The sequence below is a fragment of the Leisingera sp. ANG49 genome (assembly GCF_059694505.1).
This window is the reverse complement of the sequence record NZ_JCATZN010000003.1, coordinates 280063-304578: the sequence shown is the minus strand read 5'-3', so window position 1 is coordinate 304578 and position 24516 is coordinate 280063. Positions and strand designations below refer to the sequence as shown.

21 protein-coding genes are annotated in these 24516 nt (G+C 63.9%); 13 read left to right on the top strand and 8 right to left on the bottom strand.

Annotation, left to right across the window (positions count from 1 at the left end):
* Positions 1-60 precede the first annotated feature (60 nt).
* The 3 genes from AC58NV_RS11860 (at position 61) to rpiB (ending at position 2977) form a co-directional block, all read left to right on the top strand.
* Positions 61-1296 (top strand): aromatic ring-hydroxylating oxygenase subunit alpha, encoded by a 1236-nt coding sequence (locus AC58NV_RS11860; RefSeq protein WP_497227319.1) that lies wholly within the window; start codon positions 61-63, stop codon positions 1294-1296.
* A gap of 4 nt (positions 1297-1300) precedes the next feature.
* Positions 1301-2386, top strand: coding sequence for an FAD-binding oxidoreductase (locus AC58NV_RS11855; protein WP_497227318.1), 1086 nt, complete (start codon positions 1301-1303; stop codon positions 2384-2386).
* A gap of 141 nt (positions 2387-2527) precedes the next feature.
* A complete protein-coding gene (gene rpiB, locus AC58NV_RS11850; RefSeq protein ID WP_497227317.1) occupies positions 2528-2977 on the top strand; it encodes a ribose 5-phosphate isomerase B in 450 nt (149 codons plus the stop codon).
* A 29-nt stretch (positions 2978-3006) separates the two neighbouring features.
* On the opposite strand, the gene AC58NV_RS11845 is transcribed toward rpiB, so the two are convergent.
* Complete coding sequence (locus AC58NV_RS11845) at positions 3007-4584, bottom strand: DUF5928 domain-containing protein (protein ID WP_497227316.1); 1578 nt, start codon at positions 4582-4584, stop codon at positions 3007-3009.
* A gap of 142 nt (positions 4585-4726) precedes the next feature.
* On the opposite strand from AC58NV_RS11845, the gene AC58NV_RS11840 reads away from it, so the two are divergent.
* Positions 4727-5545 (top strand): sulfotransferase family protein, encoded by an 819-nt coding sequence (locus tag AC58NV_RS11840; protein ID WP_497227315.1) that lies wholly within the window; start codon positions 4727-4729, stop codon positions 5543-5545.
* Between the two features lie 343 nt (positions 5546-5888).
* Here the strand turns inward: AC58NV_RS11840 and ilvD are convergent, their stop codons facing one another.
* Both ilvD and AC58NV_RS11830 read right to left on the bottom strand, forming a co-directional pair.
* Positions 5889-7733, bottom strand: a complete 1845-nt coding sequence (ilvD, locus tag AC58NV_RS11835) for a dihydroxy-acid dehydratase (protein ID WP_497227314.1) — start codon at positions 7731-7733, stop codon at positions 5889-5891.
* Between the two features lie 133 nt (positions 7734-7866).
* Positions 7867-9045: a benzoate/H(+) symporter BenE family transporter gene (locus AC58NV_RS11830; protein WP_497227313.1), complete on the bottom strand. Its 1179-nt coding sequence runs from the start codon at positions 9043-9045 to the stop codon at positions 7867-7869.
* 105 nt (positions 9046-9150) lie between these two features.
* Between AC58NV_RS11830 and AC58NV_RS11825 the strand changes: the two genes are divergently transcribed.
* The 3 genes from AC58NV_RS11825 to smpB all read left to right on the top strand — a co-directional run bounded on the left by AC58NV_RS11825 (position 9151) and on the right by smpB (position 11175).
* The gene (locus AC58NV_RS11825; RefSeq protein WP_497227312.1) at positions 9151-9711 is read left to right on the top strand and encodes a helix-turn-helix domain-containing protein; all 561 of its coding nucleotides are present in this window, start codon (positions 9151-9153) and stop codon (positions 9709-9711) included.
* An 81-nt stretch (positions 9712-9792) separates the two neighbouring features.
* Complete coding sequence (locus tag AC58NV_RS11820) at positions 9793-10647, top strand: DMT family transporter (protein WP_497227311.1); 855 nt, start codon at positions 9793-9795, stop codon at positions 10645-10647.
* 45 nt (positions 10648-10692) lie between these two features.
* Positions 10693-11175, top strand: coding sequence for an SsrA-binding protein SmpB (smpB, locus tag AC58NV_RS11815; protein ID WP_019297314.1), 483 nt, complete (start codon positions 10693-10695; stop codon positions 11173-11175).
* Between the two features lie 2 nt (positions 11176-11177).
* Here the strand turns inward: smpB and AC58NV_RS11810 are convergent, their stop codons facing one another.
* On the bottom strand, positions 11178-12449 hold the full coding sequence (locus AC58NV_RS11810; RefSeq protein ID WP_497227310.1) for a leucine-rich repeat domain-containing protein: 1272 nt from the start codon (positions 12447-12449) through the stop codon (positions 11178-11180).
* Positions 12450-12550: 101 nt separating this feature from the next.
* Here AC58NV_RS11810 and sseA point away from each other — a divergent pair, with 101 nt between their 5' ends.
* The 3 genes from sseA (at position 12551) to AC58NV_RS11795 (ending at position 15181) form a co-directional block, all read left to right on the top strand.
* Positions 12551-13405, top strand: a complete 855-nt coding sequence (sseA, locus tag AC58NV_RS11805) for a 3-mercaptopyruvate sulfurtransferase (protein WP_497227309.1) — start codon at positions 12551-12553, stop codon at positions 13403-13405.
* Positions 13405-14589: an amino acid aminotransferase gene (locus AC58NV_RS11800; protein ID WP_497227308.1), complete on the top strand. Its 1185-nt coding sequence runs from the start codon at positions 13405-13407 to the stop codon at positions 14587-14589. Before sseA ends, AC58NV_RS11800 begins: the two co-directional genes overlap by 1 nt.
* Before the next feature lie 334 nt (positions 14590-14923).
* The gene (locus AC58NV_RS11795; protein WP_497227307.1) at positions 14924-15181 is read left to right on the top strand and encodes a hypothetical protein; all 258 of its coding nucleotides are present in this window, start codon (positions 14924-14926) and stop codon (positions 15179-15181) included.
* A 146-nt stretch (positions 15182-15327) separates the two neighbouring features.
* Here AC58NV_RS11795 and AC58NV_RS11790 read toward each other — a convergent pair whose 3' ends face one another.
* Both AC58NV_RS11790 and AC58NV_RS11785 read right to left on the bottom strand, forming a co-directional pair.
* A complete protein-coding gene (locus AC58NV_RS11790; protein ID WP_497227306.1) occupies positions 15328-16662 on the bottom strand; it encodes an ammonium transporter in 1335 nt (444 codons plus the stop codon).
* Between the two features lie 26 nt (positions 16663-16688).
* Positions 16689-17027 carry a P-II family nitrogen regulator gene (locus AC58NV_RS11785; protein ID WP_497227305.1) on the bottom strand — a complete coding sequence of 113 codons (339 nt, stop codon included), beginning with the start codon at positions 17025-17027 and terminating at the stop codon, positions 16689-16691.
* Positions 17028-17299: 272 nt separating this feature from the next.
* Here AC58NV_RS11785 and AC58NV_RS11780 point away from each other — a divergent pair, with 272 nt between their 5' ends.
* The gene (locus AC58NV_RS11780; RefSeq protein ID WP_497227304.1) at positions 17300-19513 is read left to right on the top strand and encodes a transglycosylase domain-containing protein; all 2214 of its coding nucleotides are present in this window, start codon (positions 17300-17302) and stop codon (positions 19511-19513) included.
* 257 nt (positions 19514-19770) lie between these two features.
* On the opposite strand, the gene AC58NV_RS11775 is transcribed toward AC58NV_RS11780, so the two are convergent.
* Both AC58NV_RS11775 and AC58NV_RS11770 read right to left on the bottom strand, forming a co-directional pair.
* On the bottom strand, positions 19771-20367 hold the full coding sequence (locus AC58NV_RS11775; protein ID WP_366660606.1) for an MlaC/ttg2D family ABC transporter substrate-binding protein: 597 nt from the start codon (positions 20365-20367) through the stop codon (positions 19771-19773).
* 2 nt (positions 20368-20369) lie between these two features.
* Positions 20370-21122 carry an MlaA family lipoprotein gene (locus AC58NV_RS11770; RefSeq protein WP_497227303.1) on the bottom strand — a complete coding sequence of 251 codons (753 nt, stop codon included), beginning with the start codon at positions 21120-21122 and terminating at the stop codon, positions 20370-20372.
* 171 nt (positions 21123-21293) lie between these two features.
* Here AC58NV_RS11770 and AC58NV_RS11765 point away from each other — a divergent pair, with 171 nt between their 5' ends.
* Together AC58NV_RS11765 and AC58NV_RS11760 are read left to right on the top strand one after the other, a co-directional pair.
* Positions 21294-23027, top strand: coding sequence for a type I secretion system permease/ATPase (locus AC58NV_RS11765; protein WP_497227302.1), 1734 nt, complete (start codon positions 21294-21296; stop codon positions 23025-23027).
* Positions 23024-24328 (top strand): HlyD family type I secretion periplasmic adaptor subunit, encoded by a 1305-nt coding sequence (locus AC58NV_RS11760; protein WP_497227301.1) that lies wholly within the window; start codon positions 23024-23026, stop codon positions 24326-24328. The genes AC58NV_RS11765 and AC58NV_RS11760 overlap by 4 nt, the downstream gene beginning before the upstream one ends.
* The last annotated feature ends 188 nt before the right edge of the window (positions 24329-24516 follow it).

Here is a 24516-nt window from a genome sequence, read left to right as displayed (position 1 = left end):
TCTCCCCATGCCCGCACCCAAGCCAACCTGCCGCGGGGTTGCGGCAAAGGAGAGAAGCAGATGCTTCACGACAGCGAAATTCTGGCCAAACTGGTGGCCCGTCAGAAAAACTATTCCCTGGAGCAGGCGTTTTACACCGATCCGGGCGTGCTGGATCTGGACATGCGCCAGATCTTCTACCGCGAGTGGCTGTTTGCCATTCCCGCCTGCGAGATCCCGAAGGCGGGCAATTTCGTGACCCATCAGGTCGGCGCCTACAACGTCATCATCGTGCGTGGCACCGATGGTGAGGTGCGTGCGTTCCACAACGCCTGCCGCCACCGCGGTTCGGTTGTCTGCAAGGCCAAGAAGGGCAACTCGCCAAAGCTGGTCTGCCCCTACCACCAGTGGACCTATGAGCTGGACGGCTCGCTGCTGTGGGCGCGTGACATGGGGCCGGACTTCGATGCCTCCAAACACGGGCTGAAGCCGGTGCATTGCCGCGACCTGGCGGGCCTGATCTACATCTGCCTGGCGGATGAGGCGCCGGATTTCGACGCCTTTGCTGATGTGGCCCGTCCCTATCTGGAGCCGCATGATCTGGGCAATGCCAAGGTCGCCTATGAAAGCTCGATTATCGAGAACGGCAACTGGAAGCTGGTTTGGGAGAACAACCGCGAGTGCTATCACTGCGGCGGCAACCATCCGTCTCTGTGCCGGACCTTCCCCGAGGATCCGTCCGTCACCGGTATCGAGGGCGGCGAGACCCCGGCGCATCTGCGGAAGCACTTCGACAGGATCGAGGCGGCGGGCATCCCGTCGGCCTTCACTATCGATGGGCGCGGCCAACATCGGCTGGCACGGATGCCGCTGAACGAGGGCGCTGAGAGCTATACCCTGGACGGCAAGGCGGCTGTCGCCAAGAAGCTGGGCCGGGTGCCATTTGCAGATGCGGGCACGCTGTTGAAATTCCACTACCCGACCACCTGGAACCACTTCCTGCCGGATCACTCCATCGTGTTCCGGGTGACCCCGATCAGCCCGACCGAGACCGAAGTCACCACCAAATGGCTGGTGCACAAGGATGCGGTCGAGGGCCAGGATTACGACCTGAAGCGCCTGACCGAGGTGTGGGTTGCCACCAACGACGAGGACCGCATCGTGGTGGAGGACAATCAGCAGGGCATCAACTCGCCCGCTTACGAGCCCGGCCCGTACTCGGAAGTGCAGGAAAGCGGCGTGATCCAGTTCTCCAACTGGTATGCCGAGCACCTGACCCGCGCGCTGACCGGCCGCCACCTGATCGCGGCGGAGTAAGCGGATGGGACTGCAGGCCAACTTCGAGACGCTGGACGAAACCCTGGCGTGGAAGGACGACGAGATGCTGGAATGCGTCTCTGTCGTGCCGGAAGCGCCGAACACCGCCACCTTCAGCTTCCGCGCGCCGTCCGGCGCGTGGTTCAAATACCAGCCGGGCCAGTTCATGACCCTGGAGCTGCCGGTGCCGGGCGGGACTGTCTGGCGGACCTACACCATCAGCTCCTCGCCGTCGCGGCCGTTGTCGATTTCGGTCACGGTGAAGGCTCAGGCCGACAGCATCGGCACCCGCTGGATGCTGGACAACCTGCGCCCCGGAATGTTCCTCAAGGCGTCCGGCCCGGCGGGCGTGTTCACCCTGCCCAAGCGCCCGAACGGCAAGTTCCTGTTCATCTCCGCAGGCTCCGGCATCACGCCGAGCCTGTCGATGACCCAGTACCTGTTCGACCGCGGCCAGTCGCCCGATGTCTGTTTCGTCAATTGCGCCAAACGGCCCAGCGAGATCATCGCGCGCCAGCAGCTGGAAAGCATGGCCTCGCGGGTGCCGGGCATTAAGCTGAACTTCGTGGTGGAAGAGGACGATCCCTATCAGGTCTGGACCGGCTACCGCGGCCAGCTGAACCAGATCATGCTGGGTCTGATCGCCGGCGATTACCTGGAGCGGGAGGTCTACTGCTGCGGGCCGGAGCCGTTCATGCAGGCCGTGCGCGACATGCTGAACGGCCTCGGCTTCGACATGGAGAACTACAACCAGGAAAGCTTTGGCGCACCGGTGGAAACCGAGGCAGACGCGCCGGAGCTGGACGATGTGGTTCCGGAAGAGACCGCTGCCGCGGAGATCACCTTTGCCGCGTCGGGCGTGACCGCAAACTGCACCGAGACCGATACGGTGCTGGCGGTGGCCAAGGCGTCGGGCCTCAACATCCCGTCGGGCTGCACCTTCGGCATCTGCGGCACCTGCAAGGTCAAGAAGACCGCGGGCGACGTGCATATGGTCCACAACGGCGGCATCTCGGAGGAGGATATCGAGGCAGGGTATATCCTGGCCTGCTGCTCCAACCCGATCGGCCGCGTCGAAGTGGAAATCTGATCCATTGGAGGGCCTGTTTCAGGCCCTCCGTTTCCTGCCGGTCCGGGCGTGCGGCAACAAAGTGATTGACGCCGCCCCCGTCCCTTGGTCAACACGGGGCCAAGCCTCTTATCCCCCGTTGCGACACAGGACCACGAGACCATGACTGCCAGCAAACGCATTGCCCTTTCCAGCGACCACGCCGCCATTGAACTGCGCAAGGCCGTTGCCGCCCATATCGAAGCGCAGGGCTGGGAGGTCGAGGATATCGGCCCGCAGACCCCGGAAAGCACCCACTACCCTAAGCACGGCGCCGCCGCGGCGCAGCTGGTGGCCTCCGGCGATTGCGCGCTGGGCATCGTCCTGTGCGGTACCGGCCAGGGCATCATGATGGCAGCAAACAAGGTGAAGGGCATCCGCTGCGGCGTCTGCTCCGACACCTTCTCGGCCAAGATGATCCGCGCCCACAACAACGCCAACATGTTGTCGATCGGCGCCCGTGTGGTCGGCGAAGGGCTGGCGCTGGAAATCGTTGATGCCTTCCTGGGCACGGAGTTCGAAGGTGGCCGTCACGGCACCCGCGTAGACATGATCAACGCGCTGGAAGACTAAGATTTACTGTTCGGGGGTATTTCCCCCGTTCAATCCGCAAACAGATAATGGGTCCCGGCAATCTGCCGGGTCTTGTCACCGGGCAGATTCAGGAAACCGCTGAGCTGGTCTGCATTCTCCTCCAGGCTGCTGCTTTCCCGCATTTGATAGAGCTGGCTGAAGCCGGCATCGCGGATGCGGTCGCTCTCATGCAGGATATCGTTGCGGATCGTCGGCAGCAGCCGCTCCAGCGTCAGCTTCGGCGTGCGCTCGCCTGCCAGCCCGACCCGGTGAGCGTGGCCGATCAGGTAATCGTCGCTGAAATCGCATTCGATGTGCAGGAACCGGGTCGATGAGCGGTCGGAGTGGAAATCGTTCATCAGGTCGATGGCCTCGGGATCCAGGCAGATGATCAGCTTGTCGGATTCGTAATACTCAAACAGCATCCGCATCAGGGCGCGGCGGTGGCGGGTGCGCTTCATCAGTGCCGCCTGGATGCCGCCGAGGTCGGGCAGGGGCGTGTCTTCCTCGTTGAACAGGTATTCGATTGCCGGGATGTTGGTGACCTGGCGGATCTGCTCCAGCAGGCGTTTGGCGACATGCCATTTCTTGCAGACCACGATCAGCAGCTCGCGCTCGCGGCCCAGGCTGCTTTCGGTCTCCCAGAACCGCGGCGCAAAGCGGCGCCCGTCACGGCCGCGACGGGCCAGGAAGTTGTAGAGGCTTCTGCCCTCGTTGGAGATCCGGAACTCCACGCCCTGCGCCGCGTAAAGCCGCCCCAGCCGGGATTTCAGCTCCTTGGCTTCGGCGCTGATCTTGCGGGCAAACAGAAAGTCCTGGCTGAGCAGGAGGTCATAGTGGTCGTTGTAGAAATTCACCGGCATCCCGTAGTCGGTGAACATCAGGAAGGTGAGGGTGCGGGGTTCGATCTCCGCCTCCGGAATCAGGTGGCGCACCAGGGTCTGAAAGAAGGTCTCATCCGGGATCCAGGTGGTGCGGAAAAAACGCATCACATCGCGGCGCTTGCGGATGAAATCAAGGATCCATTCAACGGTGCGGCGGCGCAGGCACCACCATTGGCTGCCGATCTGCACCTGGATATCAGCCGGGATCTCCCGCTGCAGCCCCAGCCGTTTCTGCAGGCCGTGGCTCCAGTAGAACAGCTGCTTGTGCTTGCGCTCATTGAAAAAATGCCGGTAGATCAGCCGGTCGTCTTTCATGCCGGTCTTGATCCAGTCGCTTTCGAAGAAATCGAAGCTTTCGATGAAATCCTTGTCGTGCTCGTCCAGGAACCGGTGGGCGTATTCCGCCGTCTTCACGGCCATGCAGTCGCCCGACAGCATGTAAAAATGGGTGGCGCGCGGAAACTCCTCCACCGCGCTGTGCAGCGCATGCAGCGTCGCCTTGACCAGCGACCACTCGCCCCAGCCGCATTTGATCCGCTTTCTGGCAAAGGACACATTGGGGTTGTCCGCCAGCTCTGAGCGGATCCGCTGGTAATCCTCCGGCGCCGCCCGCCCGTCGAAGTGGATCGCCATGCAGTCGCCCGCCGCCGTCAGCCGCTCAGCCTGCTGGATGATCGCTTCGGGGTCTTTATGGCACAGCAGAATATATGCGATTTTTGCCATTGGGGGGACGGACTGCCTTGTTCTGCCTGATTGTTTACCTTGATAAGCGCGCTGTACGCACGAATAAACCAGATAGTTCCCGTTTCGGTAAACATATGCGATTACTGCTGGGAACAGGCAAAGACGGACAAGAGGGCAGCAGATGGGGTTTCCCGGCACCTGGATGACGGAAAGTGAGAGTGTGGTCTACCGGGTGGTGCCGAAATGCGCCTGCTCGACGATCGGGCAGATCCTTTATTACTCCGATCATGGGACATTCTTTGACGGCGACATTCATGACGCCAAGGACGGCCTGCACAAATGGGCGCTGGAGCATAGCCAGGGGCCGATCACCCGCAACGTGCAGGGGCAGCGGTCCTACGCCTTCACCTGCGTGCGCAATCCCTACACCCGCATCCTGTCGTCGTTCTTTGACAAGATCTGCGGCATCCAGCGCAACGGCCGCCGCTACCGCGGCAACCTGGTGCCCAAGCTCGCCTATGAATACGGGATCGAGGTCGGCGGCGACGACGGCAAGCAGGAGTTCGACCAGATCGCCAGCTTCCGCCGCTTCCTGCTGTTTGCGCGCGATACCATCCGCTGGCGCCGCCCGATGGACCCGGACATCCACTGGTCGGCGATGTCGGGGCATGTGTCGACATTCATCCTGAACGGCGGGCGCTACAACCAGATTTTCTGGACCGAGGCGTTCAACGACGGGATGCAAGGGGTGCTGAACGCGATCGAGACGCCGCATGCCGTGGACCTGGCCGCGATCCCGCGATTCAACGAAAGCGAGGGCCACGGCCCCAAGCGCGCCCATCCGGTCGAAGATTATTTCGACGACCTGTCGATGCATCTGGTCTACGAGATCTACAAACGCGATTTCGAGCTGTTCAAATACGATTTCGAGAACCCGGCCAACAAGATGCCGATGGGCGAGATCGACCTGGACGAGGTGCATGCCAAGCTGGGGGAGTAGGCGGACCGGGGTGCGAGGAGGAGCTCCCGCGCCTGTGCCGCAGCATCAAAGATGCAGCTCAAAGCCTTGGGCCGGGCGCCGCTGGCGCGGCGCGGGCGGGTGCCTCATCTGGAAGAGCAGCTTCTTCTTTGCCGAAATACTCCCGCCGGAGGCGCGCCGTGCGCCAGCACGGCGCCACGCCCAACGCCGCGTGGCGTGCTGGCGTCAGCCAGCGGGCCAAAGCGGGGCGGGAGGGCTTGGCTGATGCAGGACGTTAACTGAGAAGCGGTCTCAGGAGCGGGACGCAAAAGAAAACCCGCCGCGTTTGAGCGGCGGGTTTTGTGTGTTTAGTGACCGGATGGCCTCAATCTTCGTCCGGCAGCGCGCGCACGGCGCCCTTTGCCGCCGAAGTGGCCAGCAGCGCATAGGCCTTCAGCGCCTTGGAGACCTTGCGCTTGCGCGGCTCGGCCGGTTTCCAGCCCTTGGCGTCTTGCTCCTCGCGCCGCACCGCCAGCTCCTCGTCGGAGACCGCCAGGTGGATGGTGCGGTTGGGGATGTCGATCTCGATGGTGTCGCCCGGGCGCACCAGGCCGATGGTGCCGCCCTCGGCTGCCTCAGGCGAGACATGGCCGATCGACAGGCCGGAGGTGCCGCCGGAAAAGCGGCCGTCGGTCAGGAGCGCGCAGGCTTTGCCGAGGCCCTTCGACTTCAGGTAGGAGGTCGGGTAGAGCATTTCCTGCATGCCGGGGCCGCCGCGCGGGCCTTCGTAGCGGATCACCACCACATCGCCTTCCTTAACCTTGCCGGTGAGGATGTCGTTGACCGCCTGGTCCTGGCTTTCGCAGACATAGGCGGAGCCGGTGAACTTCAGGATGTGCTCATCAACGCCTGCGGTCTTCACGATGCAGCCGTCGCGCGCGATATTGCCGAACAGCACGGCAAGGCCGCCATCCTGGCTGAAGGCGTGTTCCTTGGCGCGGATCACGCCGCCTTCGCGGTCGGTGTCCAGCTCCTTGTAGCGGTTGGCCTGGGAGAAGGCCTGGGTGGTGCGCACGCCGCCGGGGGCGGCCTTGAACAGCTGTTCGGCCTCCGGGTTGTTGGCGACCTTGATGTCCCACTTGGCAATCGCCTCGCCCATGGTGGCGGTATGCACGGTGTGGCAGTCCTCGTGCAGCAGCCCGGCGCGGCTGAGTTCGCCCAGGATCGAGAAGATGCCGCCGGCGCGGTGCACGTCCTCCATGTGGACGTTGTGGATGTTCGGCGCGACCTTGCAGAGGCAGGGCACCCGGCGGCTGAGCCGGTCCATGTCGGACATGGTGAAATCGACCTTGCCCTCGTTGGCAATCGCCAAGAGGTGCAGAACGGTGTTGGTGGAGCCGCCCATGGCGATGTCCAGGCTCATGGCGTTCTCGAACGCCTCAAAGGTGGCGATCTCGCGCGGCAGCAGGCCCTTTTCCTCGTCCTGGTAGTGGCGCTTGGTGATCTCGACGATCTTGCGGCCGGCTTCCAGGAACAGCTCCTTGCGGTCGGCGTGGGTCGCCAGCGTCGAGCCGTTGCCCGGCAGCGCCAGTCCCAGCGCCTCGGCCAGGCAGTTCATCGAGTTGGCGGTGAACATGCCCGAACAGGAGCCGCAGGTGGGGCAGGCGTTTTCCTCGATGTGCTTCACCTGCTCGTCGGTGAATTTGTCATCGGCGGCGGCGACCATGGCGTCAACCAGGTCGATCTTCTTCATGTCCAGATCGGCGATGTCGATCTTGCCCGCTTCCATCGGGCCGCCGGAGACGAAGATCGCCGGGATGTTCAGGCGCATGGCGGCCATCAGCATGCCCGGAGTGATCTTGTCGCAGTTGGAGATGCAGACCATCGCATCGGCGCAATGTGCGTTGACCATGTATTCGACGCTGTCGGCGATCACCTCGCGCGAGGGCAGCGAGTAGAGCATGCCGTCATGGCCCATGGCGATGCCGTCATCCACCGCGATGGTGTTGAACTCCTTGGCGACGCCGCCGGCCGCCTCGACCTCGCGGGCGACCATCTGGCCCAGGTCCTTGAGGTGCACGTGGCCGGGCACGAACTGGGTGAAGGAGTTGACGATGGCGATGATCGGCTTGCCGAAATCATCGTCCTTCATGCCGGTGGCGCGCCACAATCCGCGCGCGCCCGCCATGTTGCGGCCATGGGTGGAGGTTCTGGATCGGTACTTTGGCATCAGGCTGGTTCCCTTAGTCTTTGCCCTCAGGGACACGATTTGCGCAATAAAGGCAACCGGGCGGGGCTCTCTTCGGTAATATTGGCGCAGATTGCGCCGGATTTAAGTGGCGAAATGTCTCTGGCGGTGGTTCTCAGGCGCGTACCGGGGCGGGTTCGGGGGCTTTTAGCCAGTGATTCACCGCAAGCCCCAGCACCAGCGCCCAGAACGGCGCCCCGATTCCCAGGAAACTGATGCCGGAGACCGTGGTCATGAAGGTGATCAGCGCCGCCTCGCGCCCCTGCGGTTCAGCCAGTGCGGCGGACAGGCTGTTGCCGATGGTCGCCAGCAGCGCCAGCCCCGCAACGGCGGCGACCAGCGCCTTGGGTGCGATCAGGAACAGGCTGATGACGGTGGCGCCGCCGAGCCCCACCAGGATGTAAACGAGGCCGGTCATTGCGCCTGCCAGATAGCGGGTGTGCGGGTTCTCATCCGCCTCGGGGCCAGCGCAGATCGCGGCAGTGATGGCGGCGAGGTTGAAGGCAAAGCCGCCGAAGGGCGCCAGGATCAGCGAGGCCAGGCCGGTGACAGTCAGGCTGGCCGACACCGGCGGTTCATAGCCGCAGGCCCTCAGCGCCACCACGCCGGGCATGTTCTGCGAGGACATGGTGACGATGTAGAGCGGCAGGCCGATGCCGATCAGCACCGGCAGCGAGAAGGCGGGCATGACGAATTCGGGGCGGGCCAGGGTCAGGTCCAGCGCCTCCAGGCTGCCAAAAGCGCCGGTGCCTGCGCACCAGGCCACGCCCGCGGCCAGCACCCCAGGGATACAGTAGCGGGGGAACAGCTTGCGGCCCGCGAGGAAAGTGAGGCCCATCACCGCCACCAGCGCGGTGTCGGTCTGCAGCGATGTGAAGGCGGAGAGGCCGAACTGGAACAGGATGCCCGCCAGCATGGCGCTGGCCAGGCTGTCGGGGATCAGGCGGGAGAGGGCGGCGAACCAGCCGGTGACGCCGGTGAGGGTCAGCAGCACTGCGCAGAGCAGGAAGGCGCCGACCGCCTCCGCCAGCGGCACGCCGTTGAGGCTGACTGCGAGCAGCGCCGCGCCGGGCGTCGACCAGGCAGTCAGGACCGGCATCCGGTAGATCAGCGACAGGATCAGGCAGGTGAGGCCCATGCCAAGGCCCAGCACCAGCATCCAGCTGTTGGCCTGGGCCTGGGTGGCGCCCACGGCCTCGATCGCCTGAAAGATGATGGCGACCGAACCGGTGTAGCCGACCAGAACGGCAACCGCGCCGGAGACAAGATGCGAGAGCTTCAGATCCTTGAGCATGCGGGTTTTCCTGTGGCGCCGGATAGGATAGGGGTTTCGTGCGTTATAGCGCACACTACATTCCGTGCGTTATAGCGCACAAGACTTTTTTGACGGGCAGCGACAATGAGCGATGACGGCATCATCCTGAACCTGCGGGAAATCCGGGCAGCGGCTGGGCTTAGCCTCAGCAAGGCGGCAGAGGCCACCGGGGTCAGCAAGGCGATGCTGGGGCAGATCGAGCGCGGCGAATCAAGCCCGACGATTGCCACGCTGTGGAAGATCGCCAAGGGGTTCCACCTGCCGCTGACCGCGCTGATCGGCGAAGCAACCCGGCCGGTGGGGGAGGCCGCCGGGGTTTATGAGACGGTGCAGTTTCCCGGCAGCATCGGGGTCAAGATCGTGTTCCCCTTTGACCCGCTGCTGGGGGCCGAGACCTTTCAGGTCACGCTGAAGCCGGGCCAGAGCCACCAGTCGCAGCCGCATGACACCGGGGTGACCGAGGAGGTCTTTGTGCTGCATGGCTCGATGGAGGTGCTGAAGGACGGGGAATGGGTGCCGCTGGAAGCAGGCCAGGGCCTGCGCTTTGCCGCTGACCAGCCGCATGGCTACCGCAGCCTGGAAACCGGTGCGGCCTTTCTCAACATGCACCATTACCGGCAGGCAGGTCTGACGCAGCGGGATTGATGTGCTTCACTTGTGTATTTTCTCCAGGCTGCCTACCACTTGCGCAAGTGATTGAGTTTCAGGGATTTGAGGAGCACCGGAATGGACACGCTGCGCGGAAGCCTCCTGATGGTGCTGGCCATGGCGGCTTTTGCGCTGGAGGACATGTTCATCAAATCCGCCGCCGCCAGCCTGCCGGTGGGGCAGATCCTGATCCTCTTCGGCCTTGGCGGCATGGCTGTCTTTGCAGGCCTGGCGCGTGCGCAGGGTCACGCTCCCTGGCACCCGGGCTTTGGCACGCGCCCGATGCTGTGGCGTTCCTTGGCGGAGGTCGTGGGGCGGCTCTGTTTCACCCTGGCGATTGCGCTGACGCCCTTGTCCTCTGCCTCGGCCATCCTGCAGGCGACGCCTTTGGTGGTGGCCGCAGGGGCGGTTGTGTTTTTTGGCGAGACCGTCGGCTGGCGGCGCTGGTTGGCGATCGGGCTGGGGTTTGCCGGTGTGCTGCTGATCCTGCGGCCGGGGCTGAGCGGATTTGAACCGGCCTCGCTGTTTGCGGTGGCAGGCACGCTGGGGTTCGCGGGCCGCGATCTGGCCACCCGCGCAGCGCCGAAGGACATGAGCAACCATCAGCTGGGGTTCCTGGGATTCGCCATGCTGGTGGTGGCAGGCGTCATTGCCTTGGGCTGGACCGGCGGTGCGGCCTGGCCTGAAGCGCGCAACTGGCTGGATATCGCGGCGGCCACGGTGATCGGGGTGATAGCCTATAACGCTTTGTCGGGGGCGATGCGGGCGGGGGAGATCTCTGTCATCGCGCCGTTCCGCTACACAAGGCTGGTCTTTGCCATGGTGCTGGGGGTGCTGGTTTTTGGCGAACGACCCGATGCGATGACCCTGATAGGCAGCGCGGTGATCGTCGGCAGTGGTGTTTTCACGCTGCTGCGCAGCCGCAAGGCGTAAGCGCCATCTTGCGCCCGCCGCGGCGCGGCCTTACATCTGCCGCCCATGGCCAAGAAGAAGCAGACATCAGACCCGAACTACAAGGTGATCGCCGAAAACCGGCGGGCGCGCTTCGATTACGCAATCGAGGATGACATCGAATGCGGCATCGTGCTGGAGGGGTCCGAGGTCAAGGCGCTGCGCGGCAATGGCACCAATATCGCGGACAGCTACGCCGCGGTGGAAGAGGGCGAGCTGTGGTTGGTGAATTCCTACATCCCGCCTTATGCCCAGGCCAAGGTGTTCAAGCATGAGGAACGCCGCCGCCGCAAGCTCTTGGTGTCGCGCAAGGAACTGTCGGACCTGTGGAACCTGACCCAGCGCAAGGGCATGACCCTGGTGCCGCTGGTGATCTATTTCAACCACAAGGGCCGCGCCAAGATCAAGCTGGGCATCGCCAAGGGCAAGAAGCTGCATGACAAGCGCGAAACCCAGGCCAAACGCGACTGGGGCCGCCAGAAGCAGCGGCTGCTGAAGGACGCGCGCTGATCCTAGGGCGCCCTGGTGATGTATCTGGCAATCTGATCTTTTCCCAGAAGCCTCCTTTGCGACCGGCTGTCCGGACCGGCATAGAGGATCCGGAGGTTCTCGGTCTGCAGCAGCGGGAGGAGGATCTCTTGAGGCAGGCCAATGGTGCGCAGGATGGACAGCTTTTTCAGGCCTTTGAGCGGTTCCAGGTCCCGGATGCCCGTCCGGGAAATGCCAAGTTCCTTGAGCTCCTGCATGTGCCGGACCGGTGCCAGATTGGTCACGGCAGTGTCAGCGGCAGAAAGTTCCTGCAAGCCTATCCCTGCAAGCGGCTCAAGGCTGGCGACTGCGCTTCCGTCCAATACCAGTCTGCGAAGCAACTTGAGCTCTGACAGGGGAGCAAGGTCCCGGACTTGCGTGTCTGCCAGGTCCAATTCCACCAGGCTGCTTGCTCCTGTCAGGGGGGTCAGGTCGGCCACGCGGCTGCCTGTCAGGATCACTGTGTGAAGGGCAGGCTTGTTCTGCAGCCCCTCCAGGCTTTGCAGGCGGCTTCCGTCAGCACGCAGCATTTCCAATCCGCTGGAGGCAGCCAGCGGCGCCAAGCTTTCGACCGGGCATCCGGAGATCCAAATCACGCGCAGGTTCACGGCAGAGAGCGGTGCCAGATCCGAAATCCCAGTGTTGAAAGCCAGAAGAATCTCCAGCGTTTCAATCTCTTCCAAAGGTGCCAGGTCCCTCACGCCGGAATCGGCGATATTCAGGCTTTGCAAGCGCGTATATCTGCGCAGGAAAGAGAGATCGGTCACCTCGCTTATGCCCCAGACGGACAGGTGCTCGAGTCCGGTCATGCGCGACAGCGGAGTGAAGTCGCGGGCTCGGACAGAATCAAGGCTCAGCCGCCTGAGTTCCGGCAGCCGGGTCACAGGTGCCAGGTCGGATACCGTGAGTCCCACCAGTGCCAGCTTCTTCAGATTGGGAAGTTGAGCTAAAGGAGACAAGTCTACCTGGGCCTCAAATCCCGGCTCTGCCATCAGCGACAGATCGGTCAAATGCTGAAACCGTATCAGCGCCTGCAAGTCTGGCGTGCCTGTGCCTATCCGGACATTTGCCTTTAAATCACTGTCTTTTATGCATGTGCTTCCGAATGCTGTACAGCTGGCATGCACGGGAAGCGGTGCGGACAGCCAGGTGGACAACAAGAAAAATGCAAGAAAGCTGCGCAAGCCGGGCATTCGAATACCTTTTCTGAAACTGCAGCAATAATGCAGGTAACTTGTTGCTGCTCCGTAAAACACGCGCAAGATGCTTGCATTGGCAGGTGAGGGGACAGGATAGCTTGCACCGCCCAGCTACGGGATGTACCCATGGCGCTATATGCAGATAGGGAGACGCTTTGATGCAGGACGATCCGAAGACGCTGGTTTCCACGGACTGGCTTGCCGCCCATCTGAAGGACCCGGATCTGCGGGTTCTGGACGCGTCTTGGTATCTGCCGCAGCAGGGCCGGGATGCCAAGGCGGAGTATGATGCTGCCCACATCCCCGGCGCACGGTTTTTTGATATCGACGAGATTTCCGACAACCGCTCGGACCTGCCGCACATGGTGCCGCCGGTCGAGAAGTTCATGTCCAAGCTGCGCGCCATGGGTGTGGGCGACGGCCACCAGGTGGTGGTCTATGACGGTGCCGGCCTGTTTTCGGCGGCCCGCGTCTGGTGGCTGTTCCGGCTGATGGGGCAGACCAATGTTGCGGTGCTGGATGGCGGTTTTCCGAAATGGCAGTCCGAGGGGCACCCGGTCGAGGACCTGCCGCCGGTGATCCGCGACCGCCATATGACCGTGCGGGTGCAGAACCACATGGTGCGCGATGTGACCCAGGTCTCTGCCGCCGCCAAGCTGGGCGACCACGAAATCATCGACGCCCGCTCCGCCGAGCGGTTCCGCGGCGACGCGCCGGAGCCGCGCGAGGGGCTGCGCGCGGGCCACATTCCCGGCTCCCGCAATGTGCCGTTCGGCCAGGTGCTGAATGAAGACGGCACCATGAAGGACGCCGAGGGCATCCGCGCTGCCTTTGAAAGTGCCGGTGCCGATCTGACCAAACCTGCAATTACTTCCTGCGGATCGGGCGTTACCGCCGCCATCCTCAGCCTCGCCATGGAGCGCATCGGCAAGACCGATCATTCGCTTTATGACGGGTCCTGGGTGGAATGGGGTGCCTTCCCGACCCTTCCCGTTGCTACCGGAGAGAACTGATGTTCGAGACCCTGAAACCCCAGCCAGCCGACAAGATTCTGGCGCTGATGCAGATGTACCGTGACGATCCGCGCGCGGACAAGATCGACCTTGGCGTCGGCGTCTACAAGAACGCCGAGGGCGTCACCCCGGTGATGCGCGCCATCAAGGCGGCGGAGCACAAGCTGTGGGAAGAGCAGACCAGCAAGTCCTATGTCGGCCTGGCCGGCGATCCGGCCTATTCGGACGCGATGATCAAGCTGATCCTGAGCGATGCGGTTGCGCGCGAGAACATTGCGGCCGCAGCCACCCCCGGCGGCACCGGCGCGGTGCGCCAGGCGTTTGAGCTGATCAAGATGGCCAACCCCAAAGCGCGCGTCTTCGTGTCGGATCCGACTTGGCCGAACCACGTGTCGATCCTGAACTACGTTGGGATCGAAACCGTCGTCTACCGTTACTTCGACCGTGACACCCGCGGTGTGAACTTCGACGGCATGATGGAAGACCTTAAGGGCGCCCAGAAGGGTGACGTGGTTCTGCTGCACGGCTGCTGCCACAACCCGACCGGCGCCAACCTCAACGAGGTGCAGTGGAAAGAGGTCATTGCGCTGCTGAACGAGCGCGGCCTGATCCCGATGATCGACATCGCCTACCAGGGCTTTGGCGACGGTCTGGAAGAAGACGCGCTGGGCGTGCGCCTGGTCGCCTCCAGCTGCCCCGAGACACTGATCGCGGCCAGCTGCTCCAAGAACTTCGGCATCTACCGCGAGCGCACCGGCCTGCTGATGGCGGTCTCCAACGATGCCTCCGCGCAGGCGCTGAACCAAGGCACCCTGGCCTTCCTGAACCGGCAGAACTACTCCTTCCCGCCGGATCATGGCGCCCGTCTGGTGACCATGATCCTGAACGACGACGCCCTGCGCGCCGATTGGGCCGCGGAGCTGGAAGAGGTGCGCCTGGGTATGCTGGGTCTGCGTCAGAGCCTTGCGGACGAACTGCAGCGGCTGACCGGGTCGGACCGGTTCGGATTCATCGCCCAGCACCGCGGCATGTTCTCGCTCCTTGGCACCACGCCGGAGCTGGTTGAGAAGATGCGGGTCGACAACGGCATCTACATGGTGGGCGACAGCCGCCTGAACATTGCGGGTCTCAATGCGCAGACCGTGCCTGTGCTGGCCAAGGCGATTGTTGACGCTGGCGTCTGAGCCTGAGGCACTTTGAAATTCAGGAACGCGCCCTTTCCGGGGCGCGTTTTCTCTTGGGGCGGCGCCTAAGACTTTTCTGAAAAGTCTTAGGCAAAAGTTTTCAGAAAACTTTTGCTCGCAAGAGCGGTGATCTGCGGTTCCGTAAGGGCAGGTTTCCCGCGCCTGGCAGCGTGCCCTGGCTGCGCCAAGCCCCTTGCAGGCTTGGGTGTGGCACCGCTGGCGCGGGGCAGGCTGATGCTTGACGCAAGGTAATCCCGGGGGCGGCGACGGAAGCGGCAGCGGCCCGCGTTTGTGTTTGCGGAAGTCACGCGCAACACTGCCTAGGAGACCTGAAATGACCCTCGCAAAATCTTTCCTCGCCCTGATCCTGTCCGCCGCCGTTGCCCTGCCGCTGGCTGCCCCGGCCTTTGCGGCCAACGGTGAAGTTATCGACCGGGTGGAAAACCGCGCCGACCGCCGCGAGAACCGCCGCGATGAAGCCGTGGACACCGGCGTCTGGGACGTGGTGGAGGATCATCTGGACCGGGCCGAAGACCGCCGCGATTACCGCGACCAGAAGGCGCCCAAGGTGATTGTCGTCCCCCAGGGCTGAGGCCGCGGCCTGCGCCCCGGCAGCGGCGCCTGGCCCCAGGGGGGATCACCTGTGATGATATGATCCTGCAGCTGGCGGGAGCCCCCCGCGGCAACGGAAAAGCGGCGCCTGAAACAGGCGCCGCGCAATTTTTACCGGGGTCGGACTTAGCTCGGCGAGAACTCCGGGTAGGCTTCCATGCCCAGTTCCGCCATGTCGAGGCCATTGACCTCATCCTCTTCCTCCACCCGGATGCCCAGGGTGGCGCGCAGGATGGTCCAGACCACGGCAGAGGCGGCGACGGTGAAGACACCCACCACGGCGATGCCGGTCAGCTGGGTCAGCAGGCTGGCTTCGGGGTTCGACAGGACCACGGCCACGGTGCCCCAGATGCCGCAGATCAGGTGAACCGGGATGGCGCCGACCACGTCGTCGATCTGCAGCTTGTCCAGGAACGGCACCGCAAAGACCACGATCACCCCGCCGATGGCACCGATCAGGGTCGCGAGGCCCAGGCCCGGGGTCAGCGGTTCGGCAGTAATCGCCACCAGACCCGCCAGCGCGCCGTTCAGGATCATGGTCAGATCCGGCTTTTTGAACAGGAGCTGGGTCAGCACTAGTGCGGCCACCGCACCGCCAGCCGCAGCGGCGTTGGTGTTGGAGAAGATGCGGCTGATGTCAGCCACGTCGCCGATCGAGCCCATCGCCAGCTGCGAGCCGCCGTTGAAGCCGAACCAGCCCATCCACAGAATGAAGCAGCCCAGGGTCGCCAGCGCCAGGTTCGAGCCGGGCATCGGAATGGTCTTGCCGTCCTTGTACTTGCCGATGCGCGGGCCGAGGATCAGCGCGCCGGTCAGGGCCGCCCAGCCGCCCACCGAATGCACCACGGTGGAGCCCGCGAAGTCCAGGAAGCCCATCTGATCCAGGAAGCCGCCGCCCCATTTCCAGCTGGCCTGGAACGGGTAGATCACAGCGGTCAGGATGATGGTGAAGATCAGGAAGGGCCACAGCTTGATCCGCTCCGCCAGGGTGCCCGACACGATCGAGGCGGTGGCCGCGCAGAACATCAGTTGAAAGAAGAAATCCGAGCCGGTGGCGGCATAGGAGTAATCATCGGCGCCTTCTGCGGTGATCCCCACCGCCTCCAGCACGCCGGGGCCGAAGACGCCGGACAGCACGCCGTCGACGGCCCAGTTGCCCAGCGGATACATCAGGTTATAGCCGATCAGCCAGTAGAACACGGCGGCCAATGAGAACAGCGCCATGTTCTTGGTCAGCTGCATGGTCACGTTCTTGGACCGCACCAGGCCGGCCTCCAGCATGGCAAAGCCTGCTGCCATCCAGAACACCAGGCAGCCGCCGATCAGGAACAGCAGCGAGTTCAGGATGAACACGGTATCTGTCGCCGGATTCACACCCGGGGCAGGGCCGTCCTGGGCCAGCGCCAGGCCCGGCAGCGCGCTCAGCGCCAGGGCCGCAAGGGGGAGTTTCAGGGTCTTCATCAGTCTTTCCTCCATGCCGGGCGCGCTTACAGCGCCTCGAGGTTGGTTTCGCCGGTGCGCACCCGCACGGCCTGTTCCACATCCAGAACAAAAATCTTGCCGTCACCGATCTTGCCGGTGCGGGCGGTTTCGGCGATGGCGCTGACGGCCTGTTCGGCCTGGTCGGCGGGCACCACCAGCTCCAGCTTCAGTTTCGGCACGAAATTCACTTCGTATTCGGCGCCGCGGTAGATTTCGGTGTGACCGGCCTGGGCGCCAAAGCCCTTGATTTCGGTGACCATCAGCCCGCTCACGCCAAGACCGGTCAGCGCCTCGCGGACCTCGTCCAGCTTGAAGGGCTTGATGGCGGCTATGATCAATTTCATCTCTGCATCCCTTAGGTTTCGCGCTGCCCCGGCCCCATGCCGATGCATTGTGCACATGCAGCAAAACCGCAGCTCCGAGTCGTGCAAAGCCCAAGGGCAGCAAGATTCCGCGCGTCTTTCTGCGAGCGCACAATAATTTTGCGCCTTTTGCCCGCTTCGCTTAAAAACCGGCCATCTGGCAAAGGGGAAAGGTCCGGATTCTGCCCCCTCTACAATCCGGCGCGGGCAGGGTATTGTCGCCGGATAACGGGCAAACCGGGCAGGAACAGACGATGGCACAAGGATCCGGGCGCAAGCCTCTGGTGGCAGAAAAACGCTATTCGACAGGCGGCAAGGGCAAACCTGGCGCCAAGAAACCTGCGCGCAGGAAACCCGCGCCCAAGGCCAAGAAGCCGGGGCTGCTGGCGCGGTTGTTCGGCCGCAAGAAGACCCGCGCAAGGCCGGTGCGCAAGAAACGCGGTGTAATCGGCTGGCTGCTGGCGCCGTTTGCCTTCGCCTTCCGGCTGATCTGGGGCTTTACCTGGCGTGTCGGCATGGTGGTCTGCGGGCTGGTCGGGCTCGCGGTGGCCTTTCAGTATGCGCGCCTGCCCGAGGTTTCCGCCTATCTGGACGGCCGCGCCCGCGGGTCCGTCACCATTCTGGACCGCGAGGGCGAGGTTTTTGCCTGGCGAGGCGATCAGTTCGGCGGTGTGGTGACGGCGGATACAGTCTCGCCGCATCTGAAGAACGCGATCGTCGCGACTGAGGACAAGCGGTTCTACCGCCACCTCGGCCTTTCGCCGCGCGGCATTGCCAGCGCTGTGCGCATCAACCTGAGCGAAGGCCGCGGGCCGCTGTCGGGCCATGGCGGCTCCACCATCACCCAGCAGGCTGCGAAACTCCTGTGCCTCGGCAAGGTCTATGATCCGGCTGAATGGAAGAGCGAAAGCGCTTATGAGGCCGACTGCCGCAAAGGCTCGCTGTGGCGCAAGGGGACAGAGGCGATCTTTGCGCTGGCGATGGAAGCCAAATACACCAAGGACGAGATCCTCTCGATCTACATGAACCGCGCCTACATGGGCGGCGGCACATACGGGGCGGAGGCCGCCGCGCAGCGCTATTTCGGCAAATCGGCAAACCAGCTGAACCCGGCCGAAGGCGCGATGCTGGCGGGTCTGCTGACCGCGCCCTCGACGCTGGCGCCGACCAACAACCTGCAGCGCTCGCAGGACAGGGCCGCCACCGTGCTGCGGCTGATGCAGGAGCAGGGCTACCTGACCACGGCGGAGATGCAGAAGTACCAGGACAACGCGGCAGAGCTGAGCGAAGCCGCGGCGGCGCGGGCAGGCGGCTATTTTGCCGACTGGGTGATGGACAGCATTCCGGAGTTCCTGGGCGACCAGACCACCGAGGATGTTGTAGTCCGCTCCACCATGGACCAGCGCCTGCAGGCCGCTGCAGAAGAGGCGCTGAAATACGTTTTCGAGAACAAAGTCCGCGAGGGCTCCAAGGCGCAGGCGGCGATTGTGGTGATGAGCGCCGATGGCGCGGTGCGCGCCATGGTGGGCGGGCGCAAGACCCGCGTGTCGGGTGTGTTCAACCGGGCCACCCAGGCGAAGCGGCAGACCGGGTCTGCTTTCAAGCCCTTTGTCTATGCCACCGCGCTTGAGCTTGGCTATTCGCCATATGACCGGGTGCTGGATGCAAAATACTGCCTGAACATTCCCGGCTCCGGCCAGTGGTGCCCCGACAACTACACCCGCAAGTTCTATGGTGAGGTGACACTGGCGCGGGCGCTCCGCGACTCGTTGAACGTGCCGGCAGTGAAGATTTCGGAGGCGGTGGGCCGCGACAAGGTGAGCCGGGTGGCCAAGGACTTCGGAATCGACAGCGACCTGGCCGCCGGGCCATCGCTGGCGCTGGGGGCGTCCGAAAGCTCGCTCTTGGAAATGACCGGGGCCTATGCAGGCATCCTTAACGGCGGCTCCTCGGTGACGCCTTATGGCATGACAGAGCTGAAGCTTGTCGAGGACAATGAGGCGCTGATGGGGGCCAGCGGCGGCATTGGCGAACGGGTGATCCGCCCCGAGGCAGCGCAGCAGCTGGTCTGGATGATGGAGAAGGTGATTGCCGGCGGCACCGGCCAGCGGGCGCAGATCCCGGGCTGGCAGGCTGCGGGCAAATCCGGCACCACTTCGGCCGCCAAGGACGCCTGGTTCATCGGCTTCACCGCCGATTATGTGGCCGGTGTCTGGATGGGCTATGACGACAACACGCCACTGTCGGGGGTGACCGGCGGCGGCCTGCCGGCCGAGATCTGGCGCGAGACCATGGTGCGGGTGCATGAGGGACTGGAGCCGAAACCGCTGCCGATGCTGGAGCCCGCCCCGATCGCACCGCCGCCGCAGGAGACCCGCCGCGAGCGCCGCCGCCGCCAGGGGCCGAACCTTGGCCAGGAGCTGGGCCGCGCGGTCGACAATATCCTGCGCGACATTCTGGGCAACTGACGGGATCACCGGCTCGGGCGCTCCTGCCTGGCTCAGGCCCCCCTCGCGGGGGGATCGCCAGTTGGACCCGGCGCCGCACCTGGGTGCGGCGTGCGCCCGGCCCGCCGGGCCGGGTGCCAGACACAACATGAGCAAGGCATCTTTAATGCCGCAGCGAAGGGCGGGAGTGCCGCGCAGCACCTGGAGCAGCAGGCACACTGTCCAAAAGAAAAGGCCCCCCGGAGGGAGCCTGTCGCAATGTCTGGAATGGTGCCGGTTCAGCTCAGGCGCTGCAGTTCGGCGATCAGCGCGTCGATGTCGCCCTTCTTGCTGTCCAGGATCGCGCCGATCTCGGTGCGTTCGGTCAGCAGCAGGTTCACACCCTCGATGAACATGTTGAAGAACAGGTCGCGGCCGGAGCGGTCCGACACCAGGAAGGTCACTTCAAAAGGTGACTGGCCTTTAAGGTAGGCAATGGTGCTCACCTCATACCATTTCTTCACCTTCTTGACACCCTTCACCTCCAGCTTGCCGCCGATGAACTCGCGGAAGCGCTTGCCGTATTTGCGCGAGATGTAGCCCTGGAACGCCTTGGAGAAGGCCTTCTTCTGGGCTGAGGTTGCCCGGCGCCCGTCCACCCCCAGCGCGTAGGCCGCAATATAGGAGGTGTCGCTGTAGCGCTGGAAGATCCGCTCGAAGTCGCGGAACATGGCGTTTTCGCCCTTGCCGGAGTCGATCACCCGGTTGATGTCGGTAACCAGGCTGTTGATCAGCTTGCTGGCGCTGTTCTCGGTCAGCGCCCACAGGGCCTGCGGAGCTGCAACCAGGGCTGTGGCGCCGGCGCCGAGGCCAGTCAGGAATTTGCGGCGGTCCATATTCAAAATCCTTCAGTGTTCAGTTCGAACGGGTCGATTTCCTGGATCTCCTCGCCATCCCCCAGCTCGAACCGGCGGTTCTGCAGGTAGATCAGGCGTGACTGCGCGTAGCTGTCGGCACTCTCGTAAAGAATCGAGTCGATCGTGTCGGAATAGTTGCCACGATCGCCCATGCGGCGCACGATCTCGGCGTAGATGGTGATATTGTCGGCAGTATTCTGCTCGGCATAGCCCAGCGGATTGGTGAAGAAGTCGACGGCAACCCCCACTGCATCGCGGCTGGTGGACGGGCCGAGCAGCGGCAGCTCCACATAGGCGCCTTCGCCAACGCCCCATTTGTGCAGGGTCTCGCCGAAATCGGTATCCACCTGCGGTACCTTGAATTCGGTGGCCGGGTCGGCGAGGCCCGCGAAACCGACGGTCGAGTTGATGACAAAGCGCGAGAAGGCGTTGCCGGCAGTCCTCAAATCGCCCTGCAGCAGCGCGTTGACCATCTGCCCCGGCATCGACAGGTTCTCGGCAAAATACGAGAAGCTGGTCACCATCGGCGCCGGCACGATCGCCACATAGCCCTTGGAAGCAGGGCGGAAGGCCAGCCGGTCGACGCCGCGGTTGAAGGCGTGAATGGTGCGGTTGGTCCGCTCATAGGGGTCGAACACTTCGCCGGAGGCGCGCGCGACCGGGTCCTGAGTGGCGCAGCCAGCAGCAAAAGCGGCCAAAATCAGCGCAGATACAAATTTAATCGGTCGCAACATCAAGGGCATTCGGATAAGTGTCCAATTGGTACTGGAATAGGCGCGTCGGGGGGCAGATAAGGGTTCTCTTGCCGTTTTCCAGTCTGATTACATTTTTTCACCGGCTTGTGCCACAACTGGTACAATTCCAGTCCGGACCTGAAGCCAACGAACCACTATTGCAGTCTGAGTATGAATAAAAGCCTTTACAAAAACGGGTATGATGAACTGCGCCAGGTGCGGCGGCAGAGCCGCGGCCTGTACTGGTTCACCGGGATTTTCAGTTTCTTCGTGAATCTTCTGATGCTGACCGGTCCGCTTTACATGATGCAGGTTTATGACCGGGTGCTGGGCAGCCGGTCGGAGGCGACGCTGCTGGCGCTTTCGCTTCTGGTAGTGTTCCTTTACGGCATGATGGGGCTCTTGGACTATGCCCGCGGCCGGATCATGGCGCGGGTGGGTGCGCGGTTCCAGGCGGCGCTGGACAAGCGGGTGTTCGACGCGATGATCCGCCGCTCGGCGGTGGCGCAGGACCCGGTGGCGCAGACCGGCCTCAGCGATCTGGAATCGGTGCAGCGGCTGATCGCCTCGCCGGTGCTGACCGCGGCATTCGACCTCCCCTGGACGCCGGTATTCCTCGCGGGCATTGCGCTGTTCCACCCCTGGCTGGGCCTGCTGGCGCTGTCGGGCGGGGCGGTGCTGGTGGTGATTGCGCTGTTGAACCAGATGTTCACCCGGCTGCCGCAGCAGAAGGCGAGCATGACCGGCCACAAGGCCAATCTGATGTCCGAGGAGATCCGCAACGAGGCGGAGATGATCCAGTCGATGGGCATGCGCGGCGCATCGTTCGAGCGCTGGAAACAGGCCCGCGATGCGGCGCTGACCGACAGTGTGACGGCCAATGACACCGGCGGCGGCTTTACCACGCTGACCAAGACGCTGCGCCTGTTCCTGCAGTCGGCGATGCTGGGTCTGGGCGCCTATCTGGTGCTGCAGAACGAGGTGACGCCGGGCGCGATGATCGCGGGCTCCATCCTGATGGGCCGGGCGCTGGCGCCGATTGAGCTGGGGCTGGGCCAATGGGTGCTGGTGCAGCGGGCGCTGAAGGGCTGGCACAATCTTGCGGAGCTGCTGGACAAGGTGCCGGAGGAAGACGCGCGCACTGCGCTGCCCAAGCCGAAGGCCCTGCTGGAAGTGCAGGGGCTGGCGGTGGTGCCGCCCGGCAGCAATACGCCGCTGCTGCGCAACGTTAATTTCCGGGTGCAGCCGGGCCAGGCAATCGGGGTGATCGGGCCGTCGGGGTCGGGGAAGTCGACACTGGCCCGCGCCTTGACCGGTGTGTGGCGGCCCGCAGCCGGTTCTGTCCGGCTGGACGGCGCTTCGCTGGACCAGTATGCGCCGGATGTGCTGGGCGGCCATATCGGCTACCTGCCGCAGCGGGTGCAGGTGTTTGACGGCACCATCGCCCAGAATATCGCCCGCCTCAATCAGCAGCCCGACGCCGAGAAAGTAGTGGAAGCCGCCCGCAAGGCCGCCGCGCATGAGATGATCCTGAAACTTCCCGAAGGTTATGACACCCGCGTCAACGCCACCGGCGGGCGGCTGTCGGGCGGGCAGATGCAGCGGGTCGGGCTGGCCCGGGCGCTGTTCGACGACCCGGTGATCGTGATCCTGGACGAGCCGAACTCCAACCTCGACAACGAGGGTTCGATTGCATTGAACCAGGCGATCAAGCAGATCAAGGCTGAGGGGCGGTCGGTGCTGATCATGGCGCACCGCCCGGCGGCGATCCAGGAATGCGATATGCTGCTGGTGATCGATAAGGGCACCCAGACCGCCTTTGGCCCCAAGGACAAGGTGCTGCAGGAAATGGTCGCCAACCATCAGAACATCCGCCAGGCCACTGGCACGGGAGGGGTGCGATGAGCGTGGAGAACAACTGGCCCGCGCGGCGCCCGCTGGTCATCGGCCTGATTGCGCTTCTGGTGCTGGTGGGCGGTTTCGGCTCCTGGTCGGTGCTGTCGTCGATTTCCGGCGCAGTGGTGGCCTCCGGCCGCATCGAGGTCGACCGCAACCGCCAGGTGGTGCAGCATCTGGACGGCGGCATCGTTGCCGAGATCCTGGTGGACGAGGGCGACACCGTGGCTGAGGGCGAAACGCTGATCCGGCTGGACGCCAATGAGCTGACCTCTCAGCTGGTGATTACAGAAGGCCAGCTGTTCGAGCTGATGGCGCGGCGCGGCCGGCTGGAGGCGGAACGCGATGAAGCTGACGAGATCACCTTTGATCCGGAAGTGCTGAAGGCGGCCGAAACCCAGCCGCAAGTCGAGGACCTGGTGGAAGGCCAGCGGCGTCTGTTCCAGGCCCGCAGGGACACCACCGCGCGCGAGATCGAGCAGCTGGAGAAGCGCCGGTCGCAGATCGAGGAGCAGATCCGCGGTATCAAGGCGCAACAGACCTCGCTGAAGGTGCAGCTGGACCTGATCGGCGAGGAACTGGGCAACCAGCAATCGCTGTTGGACCGCGGCCTGGCACAGGCGGCGACGGTGCTGAACCTGCGCCGCACCCAGGCCAGCCTGGACGGGCAGCTGGGCGAGCTGGTGGCCGCGGAGGCGCAGGCCGAGGGGCGGATAACAGAGATCGACATCGAAATCCTGAAACTGGGCAGCGGCCAGCGCGAGGAAGCGATCACCCGTCTGCGCGACCTGCGCTATCAGGAGCTGGAGCTGGCCGAGACCCGCCGCTCGCTGCAGCAGCGGCTGGCGCGGCTGGACATTACCGCCCCGGTCTCGGGCGTTGTCTACGGGCTGCAGGTGCAGACCCCGCGCTCGGTGATCCGGCCAGCCGATCCGGTGCTCTACCTGGTGCCGCAGGACCGGCCGCTGGTGATCGCGGCACAGGTGGCACCGACCGATATCGACCAGCTGTTCACCGGGCAGGAGGTGACCCTGCGCTTCTCGGCCCTGGATCAGCGCTCGACGCCGGAACTGTTCGGTCATGTAACCCAGGTCTCCGCGGACGCGTTTGAGGATCAGGGCAGCGGCATTTCCTATTACCGGGCCGAGATTGAGCTCAACCCCGGAGAGCAAGGCCGCCTGCCTGCGGGCACGGTGCTGATTCCGGGTATGCCGGTGGAAAGCTACATCCGCACCGCCGACCGCTCGCCGCTGGCCTATCTGGTCAAGCCGCTGGCGGATTATTTCAATAAGGCCTTCCGCGAAAGCTGACCGCAAAGCTGGAATTCGGTGCGAAACTTGGCCATGACAATCGATTTTTCATGGTTGTTTCCCTCGCAGGGAAACAGTTTGGCGCGAGCTGTTGCTCTCAGAGGCGGAAAGCCTCGGCCGGGCTTCGCATTTTCCCTTTCCGAAATCCGTGGCTGCGGGTAGCGTCCCGGCCAGCAAAGACTCGGAAG

Excerpts from the sequence above, each read along its gene's own strand:
- AC58NV_RS11860 (WP_497227319.1), top strand. The coding sequence starts at position 61 with ATGCTTCACGACAGCGAAATTCTGGCCAAACTGGTGGCCCGTCAGAAA.
- AC58NV_RS11855 (WP_497227318.1), top strand. The coding sequence starts at position 1,301 with ATGGGACTGCAGGCCAACTTCGAGACGCTGGACGAAACCCTGGCGTGG.
- rpiB (WP_497227317.1), top strand. The coding sequence starts at position 2,528 with ATGACTGCCAGCAAACGCATTGCCCTTTCCAGCGACCACGCCGCCATT.
- AC58NV_RS11845 (WP_497227316.1), bottom strand. The coding sequence starts at position 4,584 with ATGGCAAAAATCGCATATATTCTGCTGTGCCATAAAGACCCCGAAGCG.
- AC58NV_RS11840 (WP_497227315.1), top strand. The coding sequence starts at position 4,727 with ATGGGGTTTCCCGGCACCTGGATGACGGAAAGTGAGAGTGTGGTCTAC.
- ilvD (WP_497227314.1), bottom strand. The coding sequence starts at position 7,733 with ATGCCAAAGTACCGATCCAGAACCTCCACCCATGGCCGCAACATGGCG.
- AC58NV_RS11830 (WP_497227313.1), bottom strand. The coding sequence starts at position 9,045 with ATGCTCAAGGATCTGAAGCTCTCGCATCTTGTCTCCGGCGCGGTTGCC.
- AC58NV_RS11825 (WP_497227312.1), top strand. The coding sequence starts at position 9,151 with ATGAGCGATGACGGCATCATCCTGAACCTGCGGGAAATCCGGGCAGCG.
- AC58NV_RS11820 (WP_497227311.1), top strand. The coding sequence starts at position 9,793 with ATGGACACGCTGCGCGGAAGCCTCCTGATGGTGCTGGCCATGGCGGCT.
- smpB (WP_019297314.1), top strand. The coding sequence starts at position 10,693 with ATGGCCAAGAAGAAGCAGACATCAGACCCGAACTACAAGGTGATCGCC.
- sseA (WP_497227309.1), top strand. The coding sequence starts at position 12,551 with ATGCAGGACGATCCGAAGACGCTGGTTTCCACGGACTGGCTTGCCGCC.
- AC58NV_RS11800 (WP_497227308.1), top strand. The coding sequence starts at position 13,405 with ATGTTCGAGACCCTGAAACCCCAGCCAGCCGACAAGATTCTGGCGCTG.
- AC58NV_RS11795 (WP_497227307.1), top strand. The coding sequence starts at position 14,924 with ATGACCCTCGCAAAATCTTTCCTCGCCCTGATCCTGTCCGCCGCCGTT.
- AC58NV_RS11790 (WP_497227306.1), bottom strand. The coding sequence starts at position 16,662 with ATGAAGACCCTGAAACTCCCCCTTGCGGCCCTGGCGCTGAGCGCGCTG.
- AC58NV_RS11785 (WP_497227305.1), bottom strand. The coding sequence starts at position 17,027 with ATGAAATTGATCATAGCCGCCATCAAGCCCTTCAAGCTGGACGAGGTC.
- AC58NV_RS11780 (WP_497227304.1), top strand. The coding sequence starts at position 17,300 with ATGGCACAAGGATCCGGGCGCAAGCCTCTGGTGGCAGAAAAACGCTAT.
- AC58NV_RS11775 (WP_366660606.1), bottom strand. The coding sequence starts at position 20,367 with ATGGACCGCCGCAAATTCCTGACTGGCCTCGGCGCCGGCGCCACAGCC.
- AC58NV_RS11770 (WP_497227303.1), bottom strand. The coding sequence starts at position 21,122 with ATGTTGCGACCGATTAAATTTGTATCTGCGCTGATTTTGGCCGCTTTT.
- AC58NV_RS11765 (WP_497227302.1), top strand. The coding sequence starts at position 21,294 with ATGAATAAAAGCCTTTACAAAAACGGGTATGATGAACTGCGCCAGGTG.
- AC58NV_RS11760 (WP_497227301.1), top strand. The coding sequence starts at position 23,024 with ATGAGCGTGGAGAACAACTGGCCCGCGCGGCGCCCGCTGGTCATCGGC.